Source organism: Denitratisoma oestradiolicum (assembly GCF_902813185.1).
Taxonomy (GTDB): domain Bacteria; phylum Pseudomonadota; class Gammaproteobacteria; order Burkholderiales; family Rhodocyclaceae; genus Denitratisoma; species Denitratisoma oestradiolicum.
In genome coordinates, this window is the sequence record NZ_LR778301.1 from 704,456 (window position 1) to 720,095 (window position 15,640).

Below are 15,640 nucleotides of genomic sequence, written 5' to 3' on the forward strand. Positions count from 1 at the left end.
GTCCATGTCCAGCCCCTCCATGGTCCCGGATGCAAGCCTGCATCTGTCGCTGTCATTGCGGGATGAGGGAAATCACGGATATCAGGGCGATGCACTGCATGCTTCCGGGCTGGATCACCAGGCCGCCCTGGAAATGCTCAAGGAAAGCGAGGATCGCTTTCGCGCCCTGGCCAGCAATCTGCCGGGGATGGTGTTCCAGTTGGCCCGGATGGGTGATGGCGGCCTGCGCTTCCTGTACGTCAGCGAAGGGGGGCAGAAGCTGCTGGGGGTGAAACCCCATGAGGTGCTGGGTTCCTTCCTGTGCTTTCTCGATGCCATCGATCCCGCGGAACGACCTTCCCTGCTCCAGGCGATCGATGCCTCGGCCCGAGGTCTGACGATACTCAACTGGGAAGGTCGTACCCGGGGACGGGGCCAGCCGCGCCAGAAATGGATCAATCTGCGTTCCTCGCCCCGGCTCCAGGAAGACGGCAGCATTCACTGGCACGGCATCGCCACGGACATTTCCCGCAGCAAGGAAGCCGAGGCGGCCCTGCGTCGTTCCCGGGAGCAACTGGCCGAGCTGTCCTCCTATCTGGAGGCGGCCAAGGAGGAGGAACGGGAACGCATCGCCCGGGATATCCATGACGAGCTGGGCAGTCTGCTGGTGGCGATCAAGATCGAGGTGGCTCTGTTGTCCGCCAAGTTGCCGGCTGCCGCGGAAAAGCTCAAGGCCAAGGCCCAGGCCGTCGAGAGCCTGCTGGATCAAGCCATGGGCACGGCGAGCCGGGTGGCCCGGGAACTGCGTCCGGGCATCCTCAAGGAGTTTGGCCTCCATGCGGCCATCGAGTGCCAGGCCGAGGACTTCACTCAGCGTACCGGCATTGCCTGCCGGGTGCAGTGCGCGGGGGATGTCGCCGAACTGGGAGAAGCTGTTTCCCTGGCCATCTTCCGGGTGGTGCAGGAGGCCCTGACCAATGTGGCCAAGCATGCCCACGCCTCCCTGGTGGCGTTACGCCTGGAGCAGGATGGCAGCCACATCGTGCTGGAAGTGCGAGACAATGGCCGGGGTATTGCCGAGGATGACGTGGGCAAGCCGAAATCCTTCGGTCTGCGCGGCATTCGCGAACGCTGCCGCAGCCTGGCCGGGGAGTTTCGCATCGCGGCGGGCGAGCAGGGCGGCACCCATCTCTTCCTGCGCCTGCCTCTGGATGGACAGGCTCCGATCACGGTCGAGGAAGAACGCCAGAAGAACCTTTTTTAACGTGAAAAAGCATTAACGGAGCCGAGTGTGACCATCGAGCGTAGCGAGCCGATAAGCAGCCCCGCCCCGGGGCGGGGTATGGGGATGGGGGGCGTTCAATTTGTCTTTGCGCATTTTCATCCTCTGAGGGGTGGGTGTGCGGGCGGTCATGCGCGTTAGATTGTGTCCATGCCCGACAAGATCCATGTCCTGATTGCCGATGACCATGCCATTGTGCGGCAGGGCTTGAAGCAGATTCTTTCCGAAACCGAGGACATGGTGGTGACCGGCGAGGCCGAGGACGGCGCGGATGCCCTGCGTCTGGCCCGCCAGCAGAGTTGGGATGTCTTTCTGCTGGATGTGACCATGCCCAATCGTAACGGCATCGATACCCTGAAACAATTGAAGAAGGAGTTCCCCCGTCTGCCGGTACTGATCCTCAGCATGCATCCCGAGGAGCAATACGCCGTGCGGGCCATCAAGTCCGGGGCAGCGGGTTATCTGACCAAACAGAGCGCGCCGGAACTGCTGGTCACCGCCATTCGGCAGGTGGCGGCCGGCAAACGTTTCATCAGCCCCAGTCTGGCGGAGCAGCTCGCCAATGCACTAGCCGATGACAGTGACAAATTGCCACACGAACGGGTATCGGATCGGGAATATCAGGTGCTTTCCCGCATCGCTGCCGGCAAGACTCTGACCCAGATCGCCGAGGAACTGAACCTGAGCGTCAAGACCGTCAGCGAATATCGCAAACGACTGATGGAAAAAATGCGTCTGGAGACCACGGCGGATCTGATTCGTTATGGCCTGGAACATGGTCTGGTGCAATGATGCAACTCATCCACCACCCATCGGTTTGAACCATGCCGGAATTTACCCAGCCATCCGAAATTGCCCGTGAGGTGTTGCGCCGTCTGGCGCAACAGCGCATTCCGCCCACCCCGGACAACTATCTGCGGCTCTACCACGAGATAGCCGGGACCCAGGTCGTGGAGACCTTTCCCGAGCGTTCATTGAAAACGATGGTGGCCGGGCTGCCCAGGAACACGCCGGAACAGTCGAAGATGGTGCGGCAACTGGAGAATGCCATTGCCGCCAGGCAGTGGGGGGGGCTGGCCGCCGCCATGAAGGAGCTGATGTCCAAGGCCGGAGAAGCGCACCCTGATTGGGCCGGTGTGATCCGGGAAATATTGATCCAGTCGGAAACCCCTGCCGTGGGATTGACCGTGGCAAAGAAGCGGGAGGCCCTGGATCATGTGTTGACCTCCTCGGCAAATCCGGAAATGCTGTTGCAGCGGCTGAATTCCTTGATGCGCAGTTGGTCCCAGAGTCATGTCAGCGAGGGGGTGCAACTGGTGGATGGAGTGGCGGAGCCCCCCCTGCCCCGGGGGACGCCGCCGACAGCGGCGGCACCGGCATCCGGGGCCGCCGGCAAGGTCTTGAATCCGGAGTTGCGGGATCTGGTGGGGCAGTTGCTCGAAAACGGCATCGCCACCCTGGTGGCCGACAGTGCCGACCTGGGTGAGGAGGCCCTGGCTCTGGCGGCGTCCATACGGGCAGTGGTCAGCGCGGAGGAACTGACAGCCTTTCATGGACGCCTGAAAAAATTCACCTATCGCCTGCAGTTCGTCGCCGAAGATCAGGCGGAAATGCGGGGTTCCCTGCTGCATCTGCTGAAGCTGCTGGTGGAGAACATCTCCGAGATCGTGGTGGATGATCAGTGGCTACAGGGGCAGATCGCGATAGTGGCCGATCTGGTCAGTCAGCCCCCCGATCTACGGCGCCTGGACGATGTGGAGCGCAAGCTCAAGGACCTGATCTACAAGCAGGGTGCCCTGAAGAAAAGCCTGAGCGATGCTCAGGACCGGCTCAAGTCCATGCTGGCCACATTTGTGGATCGCCTGGCGGATTTCAGCGCCAGCACCGGCGACTATCACGACAAGATCGAACATTGCGCCCAGCGCATCAGCCGGGCCGGTGATATCACCGAACTGACCGATGTGCTGGATGAGGTCATGCGGGAAACCCGGGTGATCCAGATCTCGGCCCGGAACTCCCGGGATGAACTGATGGAAATGCGGCACCGGGCCGACGAAGCGGAAAAGGAAATCTTCCGCCTGCAAAAGGAACTGGCCGAGGCCAGCGACATGGTTCGCCATGATGCCCTGACCGGTGCCCTGAATCGGCGCGGCATGGACGAGGCCCTGGAGCGGGAAGTGGCTCGGGCGCGCCGCCATGGGGGGGGTGTGTGCATGGCCCTGCTGGACGTGGATAACTTCAAACGCATTAACGACAGTCTGGGGCATGAGGCGGGAGATGCGGCCCTGGTGCATCTGGTCCGGGTGGTCAAGGACACCATCCGTCCCCAGGACACCCTGGCCCGCTATGGCGGCGAGGAATTCGTCATTCTTCTGCCGGACACTTCCCTTGACGACAGCGTGAATGCCATGACTCGGGTGCAGCGGGAACTGACTCGGAGGTTCTTCATGCACAAGAACGAAAAACTCCTGATAACCTTCAGTTGCGGTGTTGCCGAACTGGGGGGCGAGGAGCCTCCCGCCGATGGCCTGAAGCGCGCCGATGCAGCCATGTACCTGGCCAAGCGGGGCGGCAAGAACCGGGTCGTGGCGGCTTGTTAAGGTGAATAGCATTCGAAACCGAGTGTGGTCATCGAGCGTAGCGAGCCGTTCATGGGGGTGGGGGGCGTTCATTTGCCTTTGCGCATTGGCATCCTCGGGGGCGGTCCTGGCGACCATGCGCGTTAGAAACTCTGTTGGAAAATCATGCAAACATTGTTCGTAACCGGCGGCGCCGGCTTTATTGGCTCCGCTCTCGTCCGCTTGCTGCTGGCTGAAAGCGACTGGCAAGTCGTCAATATCGACAAGCTGACCTATGCGGGGAACCTGGAGTCCCTGGCGGAACTGAAAGATGACGGCCGCCATGTGTTCGTTCAGGCCGATATCGCCGACCGGGCCGCGATGGATGCGCTGTTCGCCCGCTACCAGCCCCGGGGGGTGATTCATCTGGCTGCCGAGTCCCATGTGGATCGCTCCATCCTGGGGCCGGCGGAGTTCGTCCAGACAAACATCGTCGGCACCTATGTGTTGCTGGAAGCGGCCCGATCCTACTGGGCTAGTCTCGGTGAGGAGGCGCGGGGTGGCTTTCGCTTTCATCATGTCTCCACCGACGAGGTCTTCGGCAGCCTGGGGCGCGAGGGTTTCTTTGCGGAGACCACTGCCTATGATCCCCGTTCGCCCTATTCCTCCTCCAAGGCGGCTTCCGACCATCTGGTGCGGGCCTGGCACCATACCTACGGACTGCCGGTGGTGGTGACCAACTGTTCCAACAACTACGGTCCCTATCAGTTTCCCGAGAAGCTGATTCCTCTGATGGTGCTCAATGCCCTGGCCGGCAAGCCCCTGCCCATCTATGGCCGGGGCGACAATGTGCGGGACTGGCTGTATGTGGACGATCATGCCCAGGCCTTGCGCCTGGTCTTCGAGCGAGGACAGGCGGGTGCCACCTATTGCATCGGCGGCAACGCGGAGCGGACCAATTTGGACGTGGTGGACAGGCTCTGTGCCCTGCTCGATGAGTTGCGTCCCCGTGCTGTCGGCAGCTATGCCGAACTGAAAACCTTCGTGGCCGACCGGCCCGGCCACGATCAGCGCTATGCCATCGACGCCGGCTACATTCGCCGTGAGCTGGGCTGGACGCCCCGGGAAAGCTTCGATAGCGGCTTGCGGAGGACCGTGGCCTGGTATCTGGACAACCCCCTGTGGGTGGACCATGTCCAGAGCGGAGAGTATCGCCGCTGGGTACAACAAAACTATTCCGAGAGACAACAATGACTTCACGCAAGGGCATCATCCTGGCGGGAGGGGCGGGTACCCGCCTGCATCCGGCCACCCTGTCCATTTCCAAACAGTTGTTGCCGGTCTATGACAAGCCGATGATCTACTATCCCCTGTGCACCCTGATGCTGGCGGGAATACGGGACATTCTGCTGATTTCCACGCCCCAGGATACGCCGCGCTTTACCCAGTTGCTGGGGGACGGCAGCCAGTGGGGCCTGAACCTGAGTTATGCCGTGCAACCCAGCCCCGAGGGCCTGGCCCAGGCCTTCATCATCGGCCGGGAATTCCTCGCCGGCGGCCCATCGGCCCTGGTGTTGGGGGACAACATTTTCTACGGCCACGAGTTCGCCCATCAGTTAAGGGTGGCCAACGAAAGGGAGCTGGGCGCCACTGTATTCGCTTACCCGGTGCAAGACCCGGAGCGCTACGGCGTGGTGGAGTTCGATGCCCAGCGCCGGGCAGTCAGCATCGAGGAAAAGCCGGCCCACCCCAAGTCTCGCTATGCCGTGACCGGGCTCTATTTCTACGACAGTCATGTGGTGGATATCGCCGCATCCCTGAAGCCCTCGCCCCGGGGGGAACTGGAGATCACCGACGTCAATCGCTGTTATCTGGAGCAGTCCCGCCTTCATGTGGAGATCATGGGGCGAGGCATGGCCTGGCTGGATACCGGGACCCATGATTCCCTGCTGGAGGCCGCTCATTACATTGCCACCCTGGAGAAGCGCCAGGGCCTGAAAGTGGCCAGCCCCGAGGAAATCTCTTGGCGTCAGGGCTGGATCGACGACGACGGATTGGCAGCACTGGCGGCACCCCTGGCCAAGAGCGGTTATGGCGACTACCTGCTGGGTCTGCTGCGGGATCGGGTGTTCTGATGAGGTTGGTGGCAACGGATCTGCCCGAGGTTCTGCTGATCGAACCCAAGGTTTTCGGCGATGAGCGGGGTTTCTTTTTCGAAAGCTGGAACCGGAACACTCTGGCCGGCCTGGGGCTGGAACTGGACTTCGTTCAGGACAATCATTCCCGCTCTGCCCGCAATGTGCTGCGGGGCCTGCATTACCAGATTCAGCATCCCCAGGGCAAGCTGGTGCGGGTGATCCAGGGCGAGGTCTTCGATGTGGCCGTGGATCTGCGCCGTTCCTCGCCTACCTTCGGGCGCTGGTCCGGCTTCATGCTCTCGGCGGAAAACAAGCGCATGGCTTGGATACCCCCTGGTTTCGCCCATGGTTTTTGCGTCACTTCGAACTACGCCGAGTTTCTCTACAAGACCACGGACTACTGGCATCCGGAACATGAGCGCAGCCTGCGCTGGGATGATCCGCAATTGGCCATTCCCTGGCCTCTGACGGGAGAGCCGGTGCTGGCGGCTAAGGATCAGGCCGGCCAGTTCCTGGCCGATGCCGAGGTCTATGCATGAAAAAAATCCTTCTGACCGGTGCCCAGGGCCAGGTGGGCTGGGAACTGGCCCGGACTCTGGCCTCCCTGGGGGAGATTCATGCCTTCGGGCGTGGTGAACTCGATCTGACCCAGCCTGACAGTATCCGGACGGCGATGGCGCGCGTACAGCCAGATATTGTCGTCAATGCCGCCGCCTACACAGCGGTGGATAAGGCCGAAGCCGAGCCGGAAGCGGCCTTTGCCGTCAATGCCACGGCACCGGGCATCCTGGCGGAGGAGGTGCGCCGGCTTGGGGCCCTGCTGGTGCACTATTCCACCGACTATGTCTTCGACGGCAGCAAGGCGGGCGCCTACACGGAGGATGATCCGCCCTGTCCGATCAACGTCTATGGCCGCAGCAAGCTGGCGGGGGAAGAGGCAATTCGCCAGAGGGGCTGTCGCCATTTGATTTTTCGCATCAGCTGGATCTACGGCTTGCGGGGAGGGAACTTCCTGCTGACCATGCTCAGGCTGGCCCGGGAGAGGCCTGAGTTGCGGGTGGTCATGGACCAGGTCGGTGCGCCCACCTGGAGCCGTCTGGTGGCCGAGATCACCGCCCTGGCCCTGGCCCGGGAGCAACCGCCCGAAGGGCTGTATCACCTGGGCAGCGAAGATGCGGTTTCCTGGGCCGGCTTTGCCCGGGAAATCTTTCGCCTGAGCGGAATCCCGGTGCTGGTCCGGGATATTCCTTCCAGCGAATATCCCTTGCCGGCCCGACGGCCCCTGAACTCAAGGCTCTGCGGCCGGCGCTTGCGGGATGCAATCGGCTTGGCCCTGCCTTCCTGGCAACAGGGTCTGGCCCTGTGCCTGGCGGACGAGTCGCAGGATGTCGTGTAAAATCTCCTCCTCGCCCTTGTAGCTCAGCTGGTAGAGCAACGGTTTTGTAAACCGAAGGTCGGCGGTTCGATTCCGTCCGGGGGCACCATTGATGTTTTCGGCCCATGGGAGTGGTTTTGACGGGACAAGTCCGTTTCTCGTAACATTTCCCTTCTTGTGAGCACGGCGGCGCAGGCCGCCGTGTGCTTTTGGAGTTGCCGGTTTTCGGTACGCGCATGCCCCCATGGGGCGTGGAGATTTCCATGTCGCACCTGATGAATACTTATGCCCGCCTGCCTGTGGCCTTCACCCACGGTCAGGGTTGCCGCCTGTTTGACGAGAAGGGGAAGTCCTACCTGGATGCCCTGTCCGGCATTGCCGTCAATACTCTGGGACACAATCATCCGCGCCTGGTGAAGGCACTGACCGAGCAGGTGGGGCGCCTGATCCATACTTCCAACCTGTATCGGGTGCCTGAGCAGGAGGCACTCTCCGATCGCCTGGCGACCATCGCCGGCATGGACGAGGTGTTTTTCTGCAATTCCGGTTGCGAGGCCAACGAAGCCGCCATCAAGCTGGCGCGGCTCTACGGCCATCAGCAGGGTATCGATGCGCCGGCCATCGTGGTGATGGAACAGGCCTTCCATGGACGCACCCTGGCGACCCTGTCGGCCACCGGCAGCCGCAAGGTACAGGCCGGCTTCGAGCCCCTGGTCTCCGGTTTCGTGCGGGTACCCTTCGACGATCTGGCGGCTATCGAGCAGGTGGCGGCCCACAATCCCAATGTCGTGGCAGTGTTGTTCGAACCGATCCAGGGTGAGGGTGGCATCAATGTGGCCCATGTCGAATACATGCAGGCCCTGCGCCGCATCTGCGACCAGAAGAACTGGCTGCTGATGGTGGATGAAGTGCAGTGTGGCATCGGCCGTACCGGTGTCTGGTTCGCCCATCAGCGGGCTGCCCTCCGTCCCGACGTGATGACCCTGGCCAAGGGCCTGGGTTCCGGCGTGCCCATCGGCGCCTGTCTGGCGGCCGGCAAGGCGGCCGGGGTGTTCAAGCCGGGCAACCATGGCTCCACCTTCGGCGGCAACCCCCTGGCCTGCACGGCGGCTCTGACCACCCTGGAGGTGATCGAGCAGGACGGCCTGATGGTCCGTGCCGGGCAAGTGGGAGGCGCCATCCGCGAGGGCCTCCAGGCCGCCTTGACGGGCACCAACGGTGTCGTGGAGGTGCGCGGCGATGGTCTGATGATTGGCATTGAGCTGGATCGTCCCTGCGGCGCCCTGGTGCTGCAGGGCCTGGATACCGGGCTGGTGATCAATGTGACCGCCGACCAAGTGGTGCGACTGTTGCCTGCCCTGGTGTTCAGCGATCAGGATGCCACCGAACTGGTGAGCCGCCTGTCGGCCCTGATCCGCGACTTCCTGGGAGCCTGATCATGACGGCACCCCGGCATTTTCTCCAGTTCAAGGATTTCTCTCGGGAGGAGTTCGACTACCTGTTCGAGCGCACCCGCTGGATCAAGCAGCAATTCAAGTCCTACCACCAGTATTGGCCCCTGGTGGATCGCTCCCTGGTAATGATTTTCGAGAAGGCCAGCACCCGCACCCGCCTTTCCTTCGAGGCGGGTATGCAGCAACTGGGTGGTTCCGCCATTTATCTCAATACCCGGGATTCCCAGCTGGGCCGGGGCGAGCCTGTGGAGGACGCGGCCCAGGTGATTTCCCGGATGAGCGATATCGTCATGATCCGCACCTTCGAGCAGGAAATCATCGAACGCTTCGCCGGCCATTCCCGGGTGCCGGTGATCAATGGCCTAACCAACGAATACCACCCCTGTCAGATCCTGGCCGACATCTATACCTTCATCGAGCATCGAGGTTCCATCCAGGGCAAGACCGTGGCCTGGATCGGCGATTCCAACAACGTCTGCAATACCTGGCTGCAGGCGGCCGAGGTCTTCGGCTTCAATGTCCATGTATCCACACCTCCCGGTTACGAGGTGGAGGCGGAACGGGCGGGCCTCTACGGCAACGACCATTTCGAGCAGTTCGCCGATCCCATGGATGCGGCCAGAGGCGCGGATCTGGTGACCACCGATGTGTGGACCTCCATGGGTTTCGAGGCCGAGAACGAGGAGCGCCTGCGGGACTTTGCCGACTGGCAGGTGGATGAGGAAATGATGAAGGTGGCCCGGCCCGATGCCGTATTCATGCACTGCCTGCCGGCCCACCGGGGTGAGGAAGTGGCGGCCGAGGTGATTGACGGGCCCCAGAGCGTGGTCTGGGACGAGGCGGAAAACCGCCTGCATACCCAGAAGGCCCTGATGGAATTCCTGCTCCTGGGCAGGGTGTAGTCTGATTCGGAAAACGGAAACAACAATGAGCGAAGTCAAAAAAGCGGTACTGGCCTATTCGGGCGGTCTCGACACCTCGGTGATCCTGAAGTGGTTGCAAGACACCTATCAATGCGAGGTGGTGACCTTCACCGCCGATCTGGGGCAGGGAGAGGAACTGGAGCCGGCGCGGCAGAAGGCTCTGCAATTCGGCATCAAGCCGGAGAATATTTTCATCGATGATCTGCGCGAGGAATTCGTGCGGGACTTCGTCTTTCCCATGTTCCGCTGCAACACCGTCTATGAGGGCGAGTACCTGCTGGGTACCTCCATTGCCCGCCCCCTGATCGCCAAGCGCCTGATCGAGATCACCAATCAGACCGGGGCCGAGGCCATTTCCCACGGCGCCACCGGCAAGGGCAACGACCAGGTGCGTTTCGAGCTGGGCGCCTATGCGCTGAAGCCGGGCATCAGGATCATTGCTCCCTGGCGCGAATGGGACTTGCTGTCCCGTGAAAAGCTGCTGGCTTATGCCGAGAAGCATGGCATCCCGGTCGAGATGAAGCACAAGCAGGGCGGCTCTCCCTATTCCATGGATGCCAACCTGTTGCATATCTCCTACGAAGGCCGCCATCTGGAGAATCCCGCCGCCGAGGCGGAAGAGGATATGTGGCGCTGGACCGTGTCGCCGGAAAAGGCGCCCGATGCCGCCGAATACCTGGACCTGGAGTTCGAGAAGGGCGATCTGGTTTCCATCAACGGCAAGCCCATGGCCGCCCACGACCTGCTGGCCACCTTGAACCAACTGGGGGGCAAGCATGGTATCGGCCGCCTGGATCTGGTGGAAAACCGTTACGTGGGCATGAAGTCACGGGGCTGCTATGAAACTCCCGGCGGCACCATCCTGTTGCGGGCCCACCGCGCCATCGAGTCCATCACGCTGGATCGGGAAGTGGCTCATCTCAAGGACGATCTGATGCCCCGCTATGCCAGCCTGATCTACAACGGCTACTGGTGGAGTCCGGAGCGTCGCGCCCTGCAAGTGCTGATCGACCATACCCAGCAGTGCGTCAATGGCTGGGTTCGCCTGAAGCTCTACAAGGGCAACGTGATCGTCGTGGGCCGGGATTCCAAGACCGATTCCCTGTTCGACCCCACCATCGCCACCTTCGAGGACGATGCGGGGGCCTACGACCAGAAGGATGCCGGCGGTTTCATCAAGCTCAATGCCCTGCGCATGCGCATCGCCGCCAATCTGGCGGGTCGCAAGAAGTAGGTGGAGAGGAGCGACGGCATGTTCGGTCTGACGGAAGAGCAAGTGAGCCATTTCGGGATGACTTTCGTCCTGGGGGCCTTCATGCTCTACATGTTGTTCATCATCGGCGAACTGGCCTACAAGTCCAGGGCAGGCAAGACCGGCACCTTTGTGCTGTTCTTTGTGCTTTCCTTCGGCATGGTGGGTTTTGTTGCCAAGTTCATCATCGAAAAAGTCTGGGGAATCTGAAGTGTCTCAATTCGACAATGTTTCAGTGGTCAAGCAGGCCAATGTCTATTTCGACGGCAAGTGCGTCAGCCATACCGTCCAGTTCGCCGATGGCACCAAGAAGAGCGTGGGCGTTGTGCTGCCTTCCAGCCTGACCTTCAACACCGGCGCCCCCGAGATCATGGAAACTGTGGCCGGCTCCGTCCGCTATCGCCTCAAGGGTGAGACGGAATGGAAGGCCTGTCCCGCGGGTGAGCGTTTTTCCATTCCGGGCAACTCCAGCTTCGACATCGAGGTGGTGGGCGAGCCCTATCACTATGTCTGTCATTTTGGCTGATCACGTTCCTGGAGAGTAGGCATGCCTTCCTTCGACATCACTTCCGAAGCCGACATGGTGGCCCTGAAGAACGCCGTGGATGTGGCGGGCCGCCATATCGGCAACCGCTATGACTTCAAGGGCACCTCGGCACGGGTGGAACTGAACGAGAAGGACAAGACGATCACCCTCCACGGCGATTCGGAGTTCCAGCTCGATCAGATCAAGGACATCCTGTTCCCCGAGATGGAAAAGAAGGAACGGGAAAGCACCAAGCGCCTGGATGCCGGACCCGTGCAGTCCGTGTCCGGCAACAAGGCCAAGCAGGAACTCAAGATCAAGGTCGGCATCGAGTCCGAACTGGCCAAGCAACTGGTCAAGCTGATCAAGGACAGCAAACTCAAGGTTCAGGCCAGCATCCAAGGGGATGCGGTACGGGTCACCGGCGCCAAGCGCGACCTCCTCCAGGAAACCATCGCCCTGGTGCGGAAGTCGATCACCGATTTTCCACTCCAGTACGGCAACTTCCGAGACTGAAGCGAAGGCTTATTCAGCTTTCAACCCGGCGATCCAGCGGCGGTAGAGTCGATCGGCGACCTGGCGCATGGCGTTGATGCGGGCCTCCATCCCCGGGTACATTTCCTCCGGCGTCTGTACCGATGGACCGGGCGCTGCTTTCTCCGCCGCCCAGACGTGGTTCCAGTCACGGATCATGGCTTCCGTCATTTCCACATGGCACTGCATCGCCAGGTGTGGCCCTAGGGCGAAGGCCTGGTTTTCGCAGTAGGCGCTCTTCAGCAGACGGGTCGCACCCGGCGGCAGACTGAAGGTTTCACCATGCCAGTGAAAGGCATCGAAGGCTGCGATGTCGCCCAGCCAGTCCGCCGCCAGCGGGCTGGTGACTTCCACCCGGCCCCAACCCAGTTCCTTGACCGCATTGCGGCTGACGCTGCCGCCCAGGGCCTTGGCCATCATCTGCCCGCCCAGACAGTGACCGATGACGGGCACGCCGCGGGCGACGGCAAAACGAATAAGCGCGAAGGATGGAGCGAGCCAGGGCAGGTCGTCATTGACACTCATGGGGCCCCCCATGAAACACAAGCCTGAAAAATCATCGACATCCCTGGGAACCGACGCCCCCGCATCAATGGGGATCAGGACGTGGGGAAGCCGGTGGGCATCAAGGAATGTGGCAAAATAACCGGCCCCTTCTCCAGGGCTGTGGCGGAAAATTGCGACAGGCTTGGTCGTCATTTCAGTCCCTGAACGAATCACAGTAACGAGATGCTCCATTCTAGCGTTGTCCCCGAGGTGATCTGATGACTCAGCCATGGTCGGCGCCCTGGTTGCGCGAACGCCTGTCGAGGCCATGGGATCGAACCCTGCTGCCCGAGTCAGACGGCTTCAAGCTAGCGCCGGGCGGGGGCACGCCGGCGGCCGTGCTGGTGCCGCTGGTGCTGCGGGAGAGTGGTATCACCATACTGCTGACCCAGCGGACTGCCCATCTGAACGATCATGCCGGGCAGGTGAGCTTTCCGGGTGGCCGCGCCGAGCCGAGCGACAGGGATGTCGTGCACACGGCCCTGCGGGAGGCGGAGGAGGAGGTGGGCCTCATGCCAGGCCAGGTGGAGGTGATCGGTACTCTGCCAGAGTTCTGTACCGGCACCGGTTTTCGTGTGACCCCCGTGATCGGGCTGGTGACGCCGCCCCTCAATCTGCGCCTGGATGATTTCGAGGTGGCGGAGGTCTTCGAGCCCCCTATGCAGGTATTGCTGGATAAGGATAACTGGCAATGGCAGCGCCTCGAACATGAAGGGCGAACCTTCAGTTTCTGGGCCATGCCTTGGCAAGGCTATTTCATATGGGGGGCGACGGCTGGAATGCTGGTCAATCTGCGTCGCCACCTCCTAGGAGAATGAACATCGTGACCCTGCTTTCCGCCCTCATCGCCTTGTTCATTGAGCAGTTCCGCCCGCTGGCGGTGGCCCGCTGGGTGACCGGCCCTCTGACGGCCTGGACCGACTTTCTCGAAGGCAAACTGAATGCCGGCCAATATCGTCAAGGCGTGGTTGCCTGGATGATCGGCGTAATGGTCCCGGTGGTGGCTGTGGAGATTCTCTATCTTTCAGCCCTTTGGTTCGAGCCCCTGGGGGCGCTGCTGCTCTCGGTGCTGGTGCTTTACCTGACCATGGGGCTGCGCCAGTTCAGCCATTTCTTCACCGATATCCATCTGGCCTTGCGCATGGGGGAACTGGATCGGGCGCGCCGGCTTTTGTCCGAGTGGCGCCAGCAAAGTGGTGACCGCCTCGGTTCCACGGAAGTGGCAAGGATTGCCATCGAACAGGCTCTGCTGTCTTCCCATCGGCATGTCTATGCCCCCCTGTTCTGGTTTGCCCTGCTGGGGCCGGCCGGGGCACTGCTCTATCGCTTGACGCTGTTTTTCTCTACCCGGTGGGGGGGGGGCGATGAAGCCCTGTTCGGACGCTTTGGCGAATTTTCCCGCCGCGCCTTCGCATGGGTGGATTGGTTACCGGCCCGGATTTCTGCAGCCGGCTTCGCGGTGGTGGGGGATTTCGAGGATGCCCTTTACTGCTGGCGGACCCAGGCCGACCGGTGGCCGGAGCGTAATTCAGGGGTATTGTTGGCCAGCGGTGCAGGTGCATTGGGGGTACGCTTGGGGCTGCCGGTGGATGAGGGTCCTGAGTCGGGGGATCGGCCACAGCTCGGGCTGGGTGAAGAAGCCGACGTGGATTTCTTGCAGAGCACCATCGGTCTGGTCTGGCGCACCCTGGTACTGGGCATTCTGTTGCTGGTTCTGCTCAGTGTGGCCAGTTGGGTGGGGAGCTGAGCCCAGTCCTTCCCGGATTGTGCATAGCAGCAATTTGCGTGCTACCATTGCAAGGTTCTTGACCGTCACTTTTATTGGAGCCTGCTTCCATGTCGCAAAAGAGAGAAGTCGTCGTCGTCGGCGGTGCCCGTACCGCTATTGGTTCCTTCGGGGGGGGGCTGAAGGATATTGCGCCCTGTGAACTGGGCGCCCACGTAGTCAAGGAGGCCATTGCCCGGGCCCAGGTGGATCCGGCCAGGATTGGCCATCTTGTGATGGGTAATGTGGTTCAGGGCGAGCGCCGCGACATGTATGTTTCTCGGGTAGCGGCCCTCAATGCTGGCCTGGTCCCTGAGTCCTGTGCCCTGACGCTGAACCGCCTGTGCGGCTCCGGCTTCCAGGCCATCGTCAGCGCGGCCCAGTCGATCCTGCTGGGCGACACCGATGTGGCTGTGGGCGCCGGTGTCGAGTCCATGAGTCGTGGCGGCTATCTGATGCCCGGTGCCCGCTGGGGTGCCCGCATGGGAGATGCTCAACTGGTGGACATGATGGTCGGCGCCCTGACCGACCCCTTCAGCCCCAATCACATGGGCATCACCGCCGAGAACCTTGCTACCAAGTGGAACATCAGCAGGGCAGAGCAGGACCAATTCGCTCTGGAGAGCCAGCAGAAGGCGGTGGCTGCCATCGCCGCTGGCCACTTCAAGTCCCAGATCGTGCCGGTGGAGATCAAAACTCGCAAGGGTATGGTGCAGTTCGATACCGACGAATATCCCAAGGCGGATGCCTCTCTGGAGGGCATGGCCAAGCTCAAACCCGCCTTTAAGAAGGACGGCTCGGTTACCGCAGGTAATGCTTCCGGTATCAACGACGGTGCTGCCGCTGTGGTGTTGATGGAAGCCCAGGCTGCCGCTGCCGCTGGGTTGAAGCCCCTGGCGCGCATGGTTTCCTATGGCATCGCCGGTGTCGATCCCAATTACATGGGTGAAGGCCCGATTCCTGCCGTCAAGCTTGCACTGCAGCGGGCCGGTCTGGGTGTCAATGATATTGATGTGATCGAGTCCAACGAAGCCTTTGCCGTGCAGTCTCTCTGTGTCAGCAAGGCCCTCGGCTTCGACCCGGCCAAGGTGAACCCCAATGGTGGCGCGGTGGCTCTGGGCCATCCCATCGGTGCCACCGGGGTGATTCTTACCATTAAGTGCATCTACGAACTCCAGCGTACCGGCAAGCGTTATGGCCTGGTGACCATGTGCATCGGTGGTGGGCAGGGCATCGCCGGCGTGTTTGAGCGGCTCTGATTCGCTTTCATTCGCCCAAGGGCGGTCAAAGAAAGCGCGGGTTATTCCC

The 15,640-nt window shown here is 61.7% G+C and carries 17 protein-coding genes and 1 tRNA gene; 17 read left to right on the forward strand and 1 reads right to left on the reverse strand.

Features of this window, described 5'->3' with window-relative positions; translation table 11 throughout:
* The first annotated feature begins 4 nt into the window (after positions 1–4).
* The 14 genes from DENOEST_RS03340 to DENOEST_RS03405 all read left to right on the forward strand — a co-directional run bounded on the left by DENOEST_RS03340 (position 5) and on the right by DENOEST_RS03405 (position 12,003).
* On the forward strand, positions 5–1,243 hold the full coding sequence (locus DENOEST_RS03340; RefSeq protein ID WP_170228132.1) for a PAS domain-containing sensor histidine kinase: 1,239 nt from the start codon (positions 5–7) through the stop codon (positions 1,241–1,243).
* A 168-nt stretch (positions 1,244–1,411) separates the two neighbouring features.
* Positions 1,412–2,053 carry a response regulator gene (locus tag DENOEST_RS03345; RefSeq protein ID WP_145769994.1) on the forward strand — a complete coding sequence of 214 codons (642 nt, stop codon included), beginning with the start codon at positions 1,412–1,414 and terminating at the stop codon, positions 2,051–2,053.
* A gap of 32 nt (positions 2,054–2,085) precedes the next feature.
* Positions 2,086–3,861 (forward strand): GGDEF domain-containing protein, encoded by a 1,776-nt coding sequence (locus DENOEST_RS03350; RefSeq protein ID WP_145769995.1) that lies wholly within the window; start codon positions 2,086–2,088, stop codon positions 3,859–3,861.
* Between the two features lie 144 nt (positions 3,862–4,005).
* Positions 4,006–5,073, forward strand: a complete 1,068-nt coding sequence (gene rfbB / locus DENOEST_RS03355; protein ID WP_145769996.1) for a dTDP-glucose 4,6-dehydratase — start codon at positions 4,006–4,008, stop codon at positions 5,071–5,073.
* Positions 5,070–5,954 (forward strand): glucose-1-phosphate thymidylyltransferase RfbA, encoded by an 885-nt coding sequence (gene rfbA, locus DENOEST_RS03360; RefSeq protein ID WP_145769997.1) that lies wholly within the window; start codon positions 5,070–5,072, stop codon positions 5,952–5,954. Before rfbB ends, rfbA begins: the two co-directional genes overlap by 4 nt.
* Positions 5,954–6,496 (forward strand): dTDP-4-dehydrorhamnose 3,5-epimerase, encoded by a 543-nt coding sequence (gene rfbC / locus DENOEST_RS03365; RefSeq protein WP_145769998.1) that lies wholly within the window; start codon positions 5,954–5,956, stop codon positions 6,494–6,496. The genes rfbA and rfbC overlap by 1 nt, the downstream gene beginning before the upstream one ends.
* Positions 6,493–7,353 (forward strand): dTDP-4-dehydrorhamnose reductase, encoded by an 861-nt coding sequence (gene rfbD, locus DENOEST_RS03370; protein WP_145769999.1) that lies wholly within the window; start codon positions 6,493–6,495, stop codon positions 7,351–7,353. Before rfbC ends, rfbD begins: the two co-directional genes overlap by 4 nt.
* Positions 7,354–7,365: 12 nt before the next feature.
* Positions 7,366–7,441 (forward strand) — tRNA-Thr (locus tag DENOEST_RS03375).
* 154 nt (positions 7,442–7,595) lie between these two features.
* Positions 7,596–8,768: an aspartate aminotransferase family protein gene (locus DENOEST_RS03380; RefSeq protein WP_145770000.1), complete on the forward strand. Its 1,173-nt coding sequence runs from the start codon at positions 7,596–7,598 to the stop codon at positions 8,766–8,768.
* A gap of 2 nt (positions 8,769–8,770) precedes the next feature.
* Positions 8,771–9,688, forward strand: coding sequence for an ornithine carbamoyltransferase (argF, locus tag DENOEST_RS03385; protein ID WP_145770001.1), 918 nt, complete (start codon positions 8,771–8,773; stop codon positions 9,686–9,688).
* 25 nt (positions 9,689–9,713) lie between these two features.
* On the forward strand, positions 9,714–10,943 hold the full coding sequence (locus DENOEST_RS03390; protein ID WP_145770002.1) for an argininosuccinate synthase: 1,230 nt from the start codon (positions 9,714–9,716) through the stop codon (positions 10,941–10,943).
* Between the two features lie 18 nt (positions 10,944–10,961).
* On the forward strand, positions 10,962–11,171 hold the full coding sequence (locus tag DENOEST_RS03395) for a DUF2788 domain-containing protein (protein ID WP_145770003.1): 210 nt from the start codon (positions 10,962–10,964) through the stop codon (positions 11,169–11,171).
* A 1-nt stretch (position 11,172) separates the two neighbouring features.
* Positions 11,173–11,487, forward strand: a complete 315-nt coding sequence (ppnP, locus tag DENOEST_RS03400; RefSeq protein ID WP_145770004.1) for a pyrimidine/purine nucleoside phosphorylase — start codon at positions 11,173–11,175, stop codon at positions 11,485–11,487.
* Positions 11,488–11,508: 21 nt separating this feature from the next.
* On the forward strand, positions 11,509–12,003 hold the full coding sequence (locus tag DENOEST_RS03405; RefSeq protein WP_145770005.1) for a YajQ family cyclic di-GMP-binding protein: 495 nt from the start codon (positions 11,509–11,511) through the stop codon (positions 12,001–12,003).
* Between the two features lie 9 nt (positions 12,004–12,012).
* On the opposite strand, the gene DENOEST_RS03410 is transcribed toward DENOEST_RS03405, so the two are convergent.
* Entirely contained in the window at positions 12,013–12,837 is an 825-nt protein-coding gene (locus DENOEST_RS03410; protein ID WP_332068213.1) for a type 1 glutamine amidotransferase, read from the reverse strand.
* On the opposite strand from DENOEST_RS03410, the gene DENOEST_RS03415 reads away from it, so the two are divergent.
* The 3 genes from DENOEST_RS03415 to DENOEST_RS03425 all read left to right on the forward strand — a co-directional run bounded on the left by DENOEST_RS03415 (position 12,786) and on the right by DENOEST_RS03425 (position 15,591).
* Positions 12,786–13,385, forward strand: coding sequence for a CoA pyrophosphatase (locus DENOEST_RS03415; RefSeq protein ID WP_145770007.1), 600 nt, complete (start codon positions 12,786–12,788; stop codon positions 13,383–13,385). The two genes, DENOEST_RS03410 and DENOEST_RS03415, sit on opposite strands and share 52 nt — an antisense overlap.
* On the forward strand, positions 13,382–14,314 hold the full coding sequence (locus tag DENOEST_RS03420) for a CobD/CbiB family protein (RefSeq protein ID WP_232096429.1): 933 nt from the start codon (positions 13,382–13,384) through the stop codon (positions 14,312–14,314). The genes DENOEST_RS03415 and DENOEST_RS03420 overlap by 4 nt, the downstream gene beginning before the upstream one ends.
* Before the next feature lie 89 nt (positions 14,315–14,403).
* Positions 14,404–15,591 carry an acetyl-CoA C-acyltransferase family protein gene (locus tag DENOEST_RS03425; RefSeq protein ID WP_145770008.1) on the forward strand — a complete coding sequence of 396 codons (1,188 nt, stop codon included), beginning with the start codon at positions 14,404–14,406 and terminating at the stop codon, positions 15,589–15,591.
* The last annotated feature ends 49 nt before the right edge of the window (positions 15,592–15,640 follow it).

Excerpts from the sequence above, each read along its gene's own strand:
- DENOEST_RS03340 (WP_170228132.1), top strand. The coding sequence starts at position 5 with ATGTCCAGCCCCTCCATGGTCCCGGATGCAAGCCTGCATCTGTCGCTG.
- DENOEST_RS03345 (WP_145769994.1), top strand. The coding sequence starts at position 1,412 with ATGCCCGACAAGATCCATGTCCTGATTGCCGATGACCATGCCATTGTG.
- DENOEST_RS03350 (WP_145769995.1), top strand. The coding sequence starts at position 2,086 with ATGCCGGAATTTACCCAGCCATCCGAAATTGCCCGTGAGGTGTTGCGC.
- rfbB (WP_145769996.1), top strand. The coding sequence starts at position 4,006 with ATGCAAACATTGTTCGTAACCGGCGGCGCCGGCTTTATTGGCTCCGCT.
- rfbA (WP_145769997.1), top strand. The coding sequence starts at position 5,070 with ATGACTTCACGCAAGGGCATCATCCTGGCGGGAGGGGCGGGTACCCGC.
- rfbC (WP_145769998.1), top strand. The coding sequence starts at position 5,954 with ATGAGGTTGGTGGCAACGGATCTGCCCGAGGTTCTGCTGATCGAACCC.
- rfbD (WP_145769999.1), top strand. The coding sequence starts at position 6,493 with ATGAAAAAAATCCTTCTGACCGGTGCCCAGGGCCAGGTGGGCTGGGAA.
- DENOEST_RS03380 (WP_145770000.1), top strand. The coding sequence starts at position 7,596 with ATGTCGCACCTGATGAATACTTATGCCCGCCTGCCTGTGGCCTTCACC.
- argF (WP_145770001.1), top strand. The coding sequence starts at position 8,771 with ATGACGGCACCCCGGCATTTTCTCCAGTTCAAGGATTTCTCTCGGGAG.
- DENOEST_RS03390 (WP_145770002.1), top strand. The coding sequence starts at position 9,714 with ATGAGCGAAGTCAAAAAAGCGGTACTGGCCTATTCGGGCGGTCTCGAC.
- DENOEST_RS03395 (WP_145770003.1), top strand. The coding sequence starts at position 10,962 with ATGTTCGGTCTGACGGAAGAGCAAGTGAGCCATTTCGGGATGACTTTC.
- DENOEST_RS03405 (WP_145770005.1), top strand. The coding sequence starts at position 11,509 with ATGCCTTCCTTCGACATCACTTCCGAAGCCGACATGGTGGCCCTGAAG.
- DENOEST_RS03415 (WP_145770007.1), top strand. The coding sequence starts at position 12,786 with ATGACTCAGCCATGGTCGGCGCCCTGGTTGCGCGAACGCCTGTCGAGG.
- DENOEST_RS03410 (WP_332068213.1), bottom strand. The coding sequence starts at position 12,837 with ATGGCCTCGACAGGCGTTCGCGCAACCAGGGCGCCGACCATGGCTGAG.
- DENOEST_RS03420 (WP_232096429.1), top strand. The coding sequence starts at position 13,382 with ATGAACATCGTGACCCTGCTTTCCGCCCTCATCGCCTTGTTCATTGAG.
- DENOEST_RS03425 (WP_145770008.1), top strand. The coding sequence starts at position 14,404 with ATGTCGCAAAAGAGAGAAGTCGTCGTCGTCGGCGGTGCCCGTACCGCT.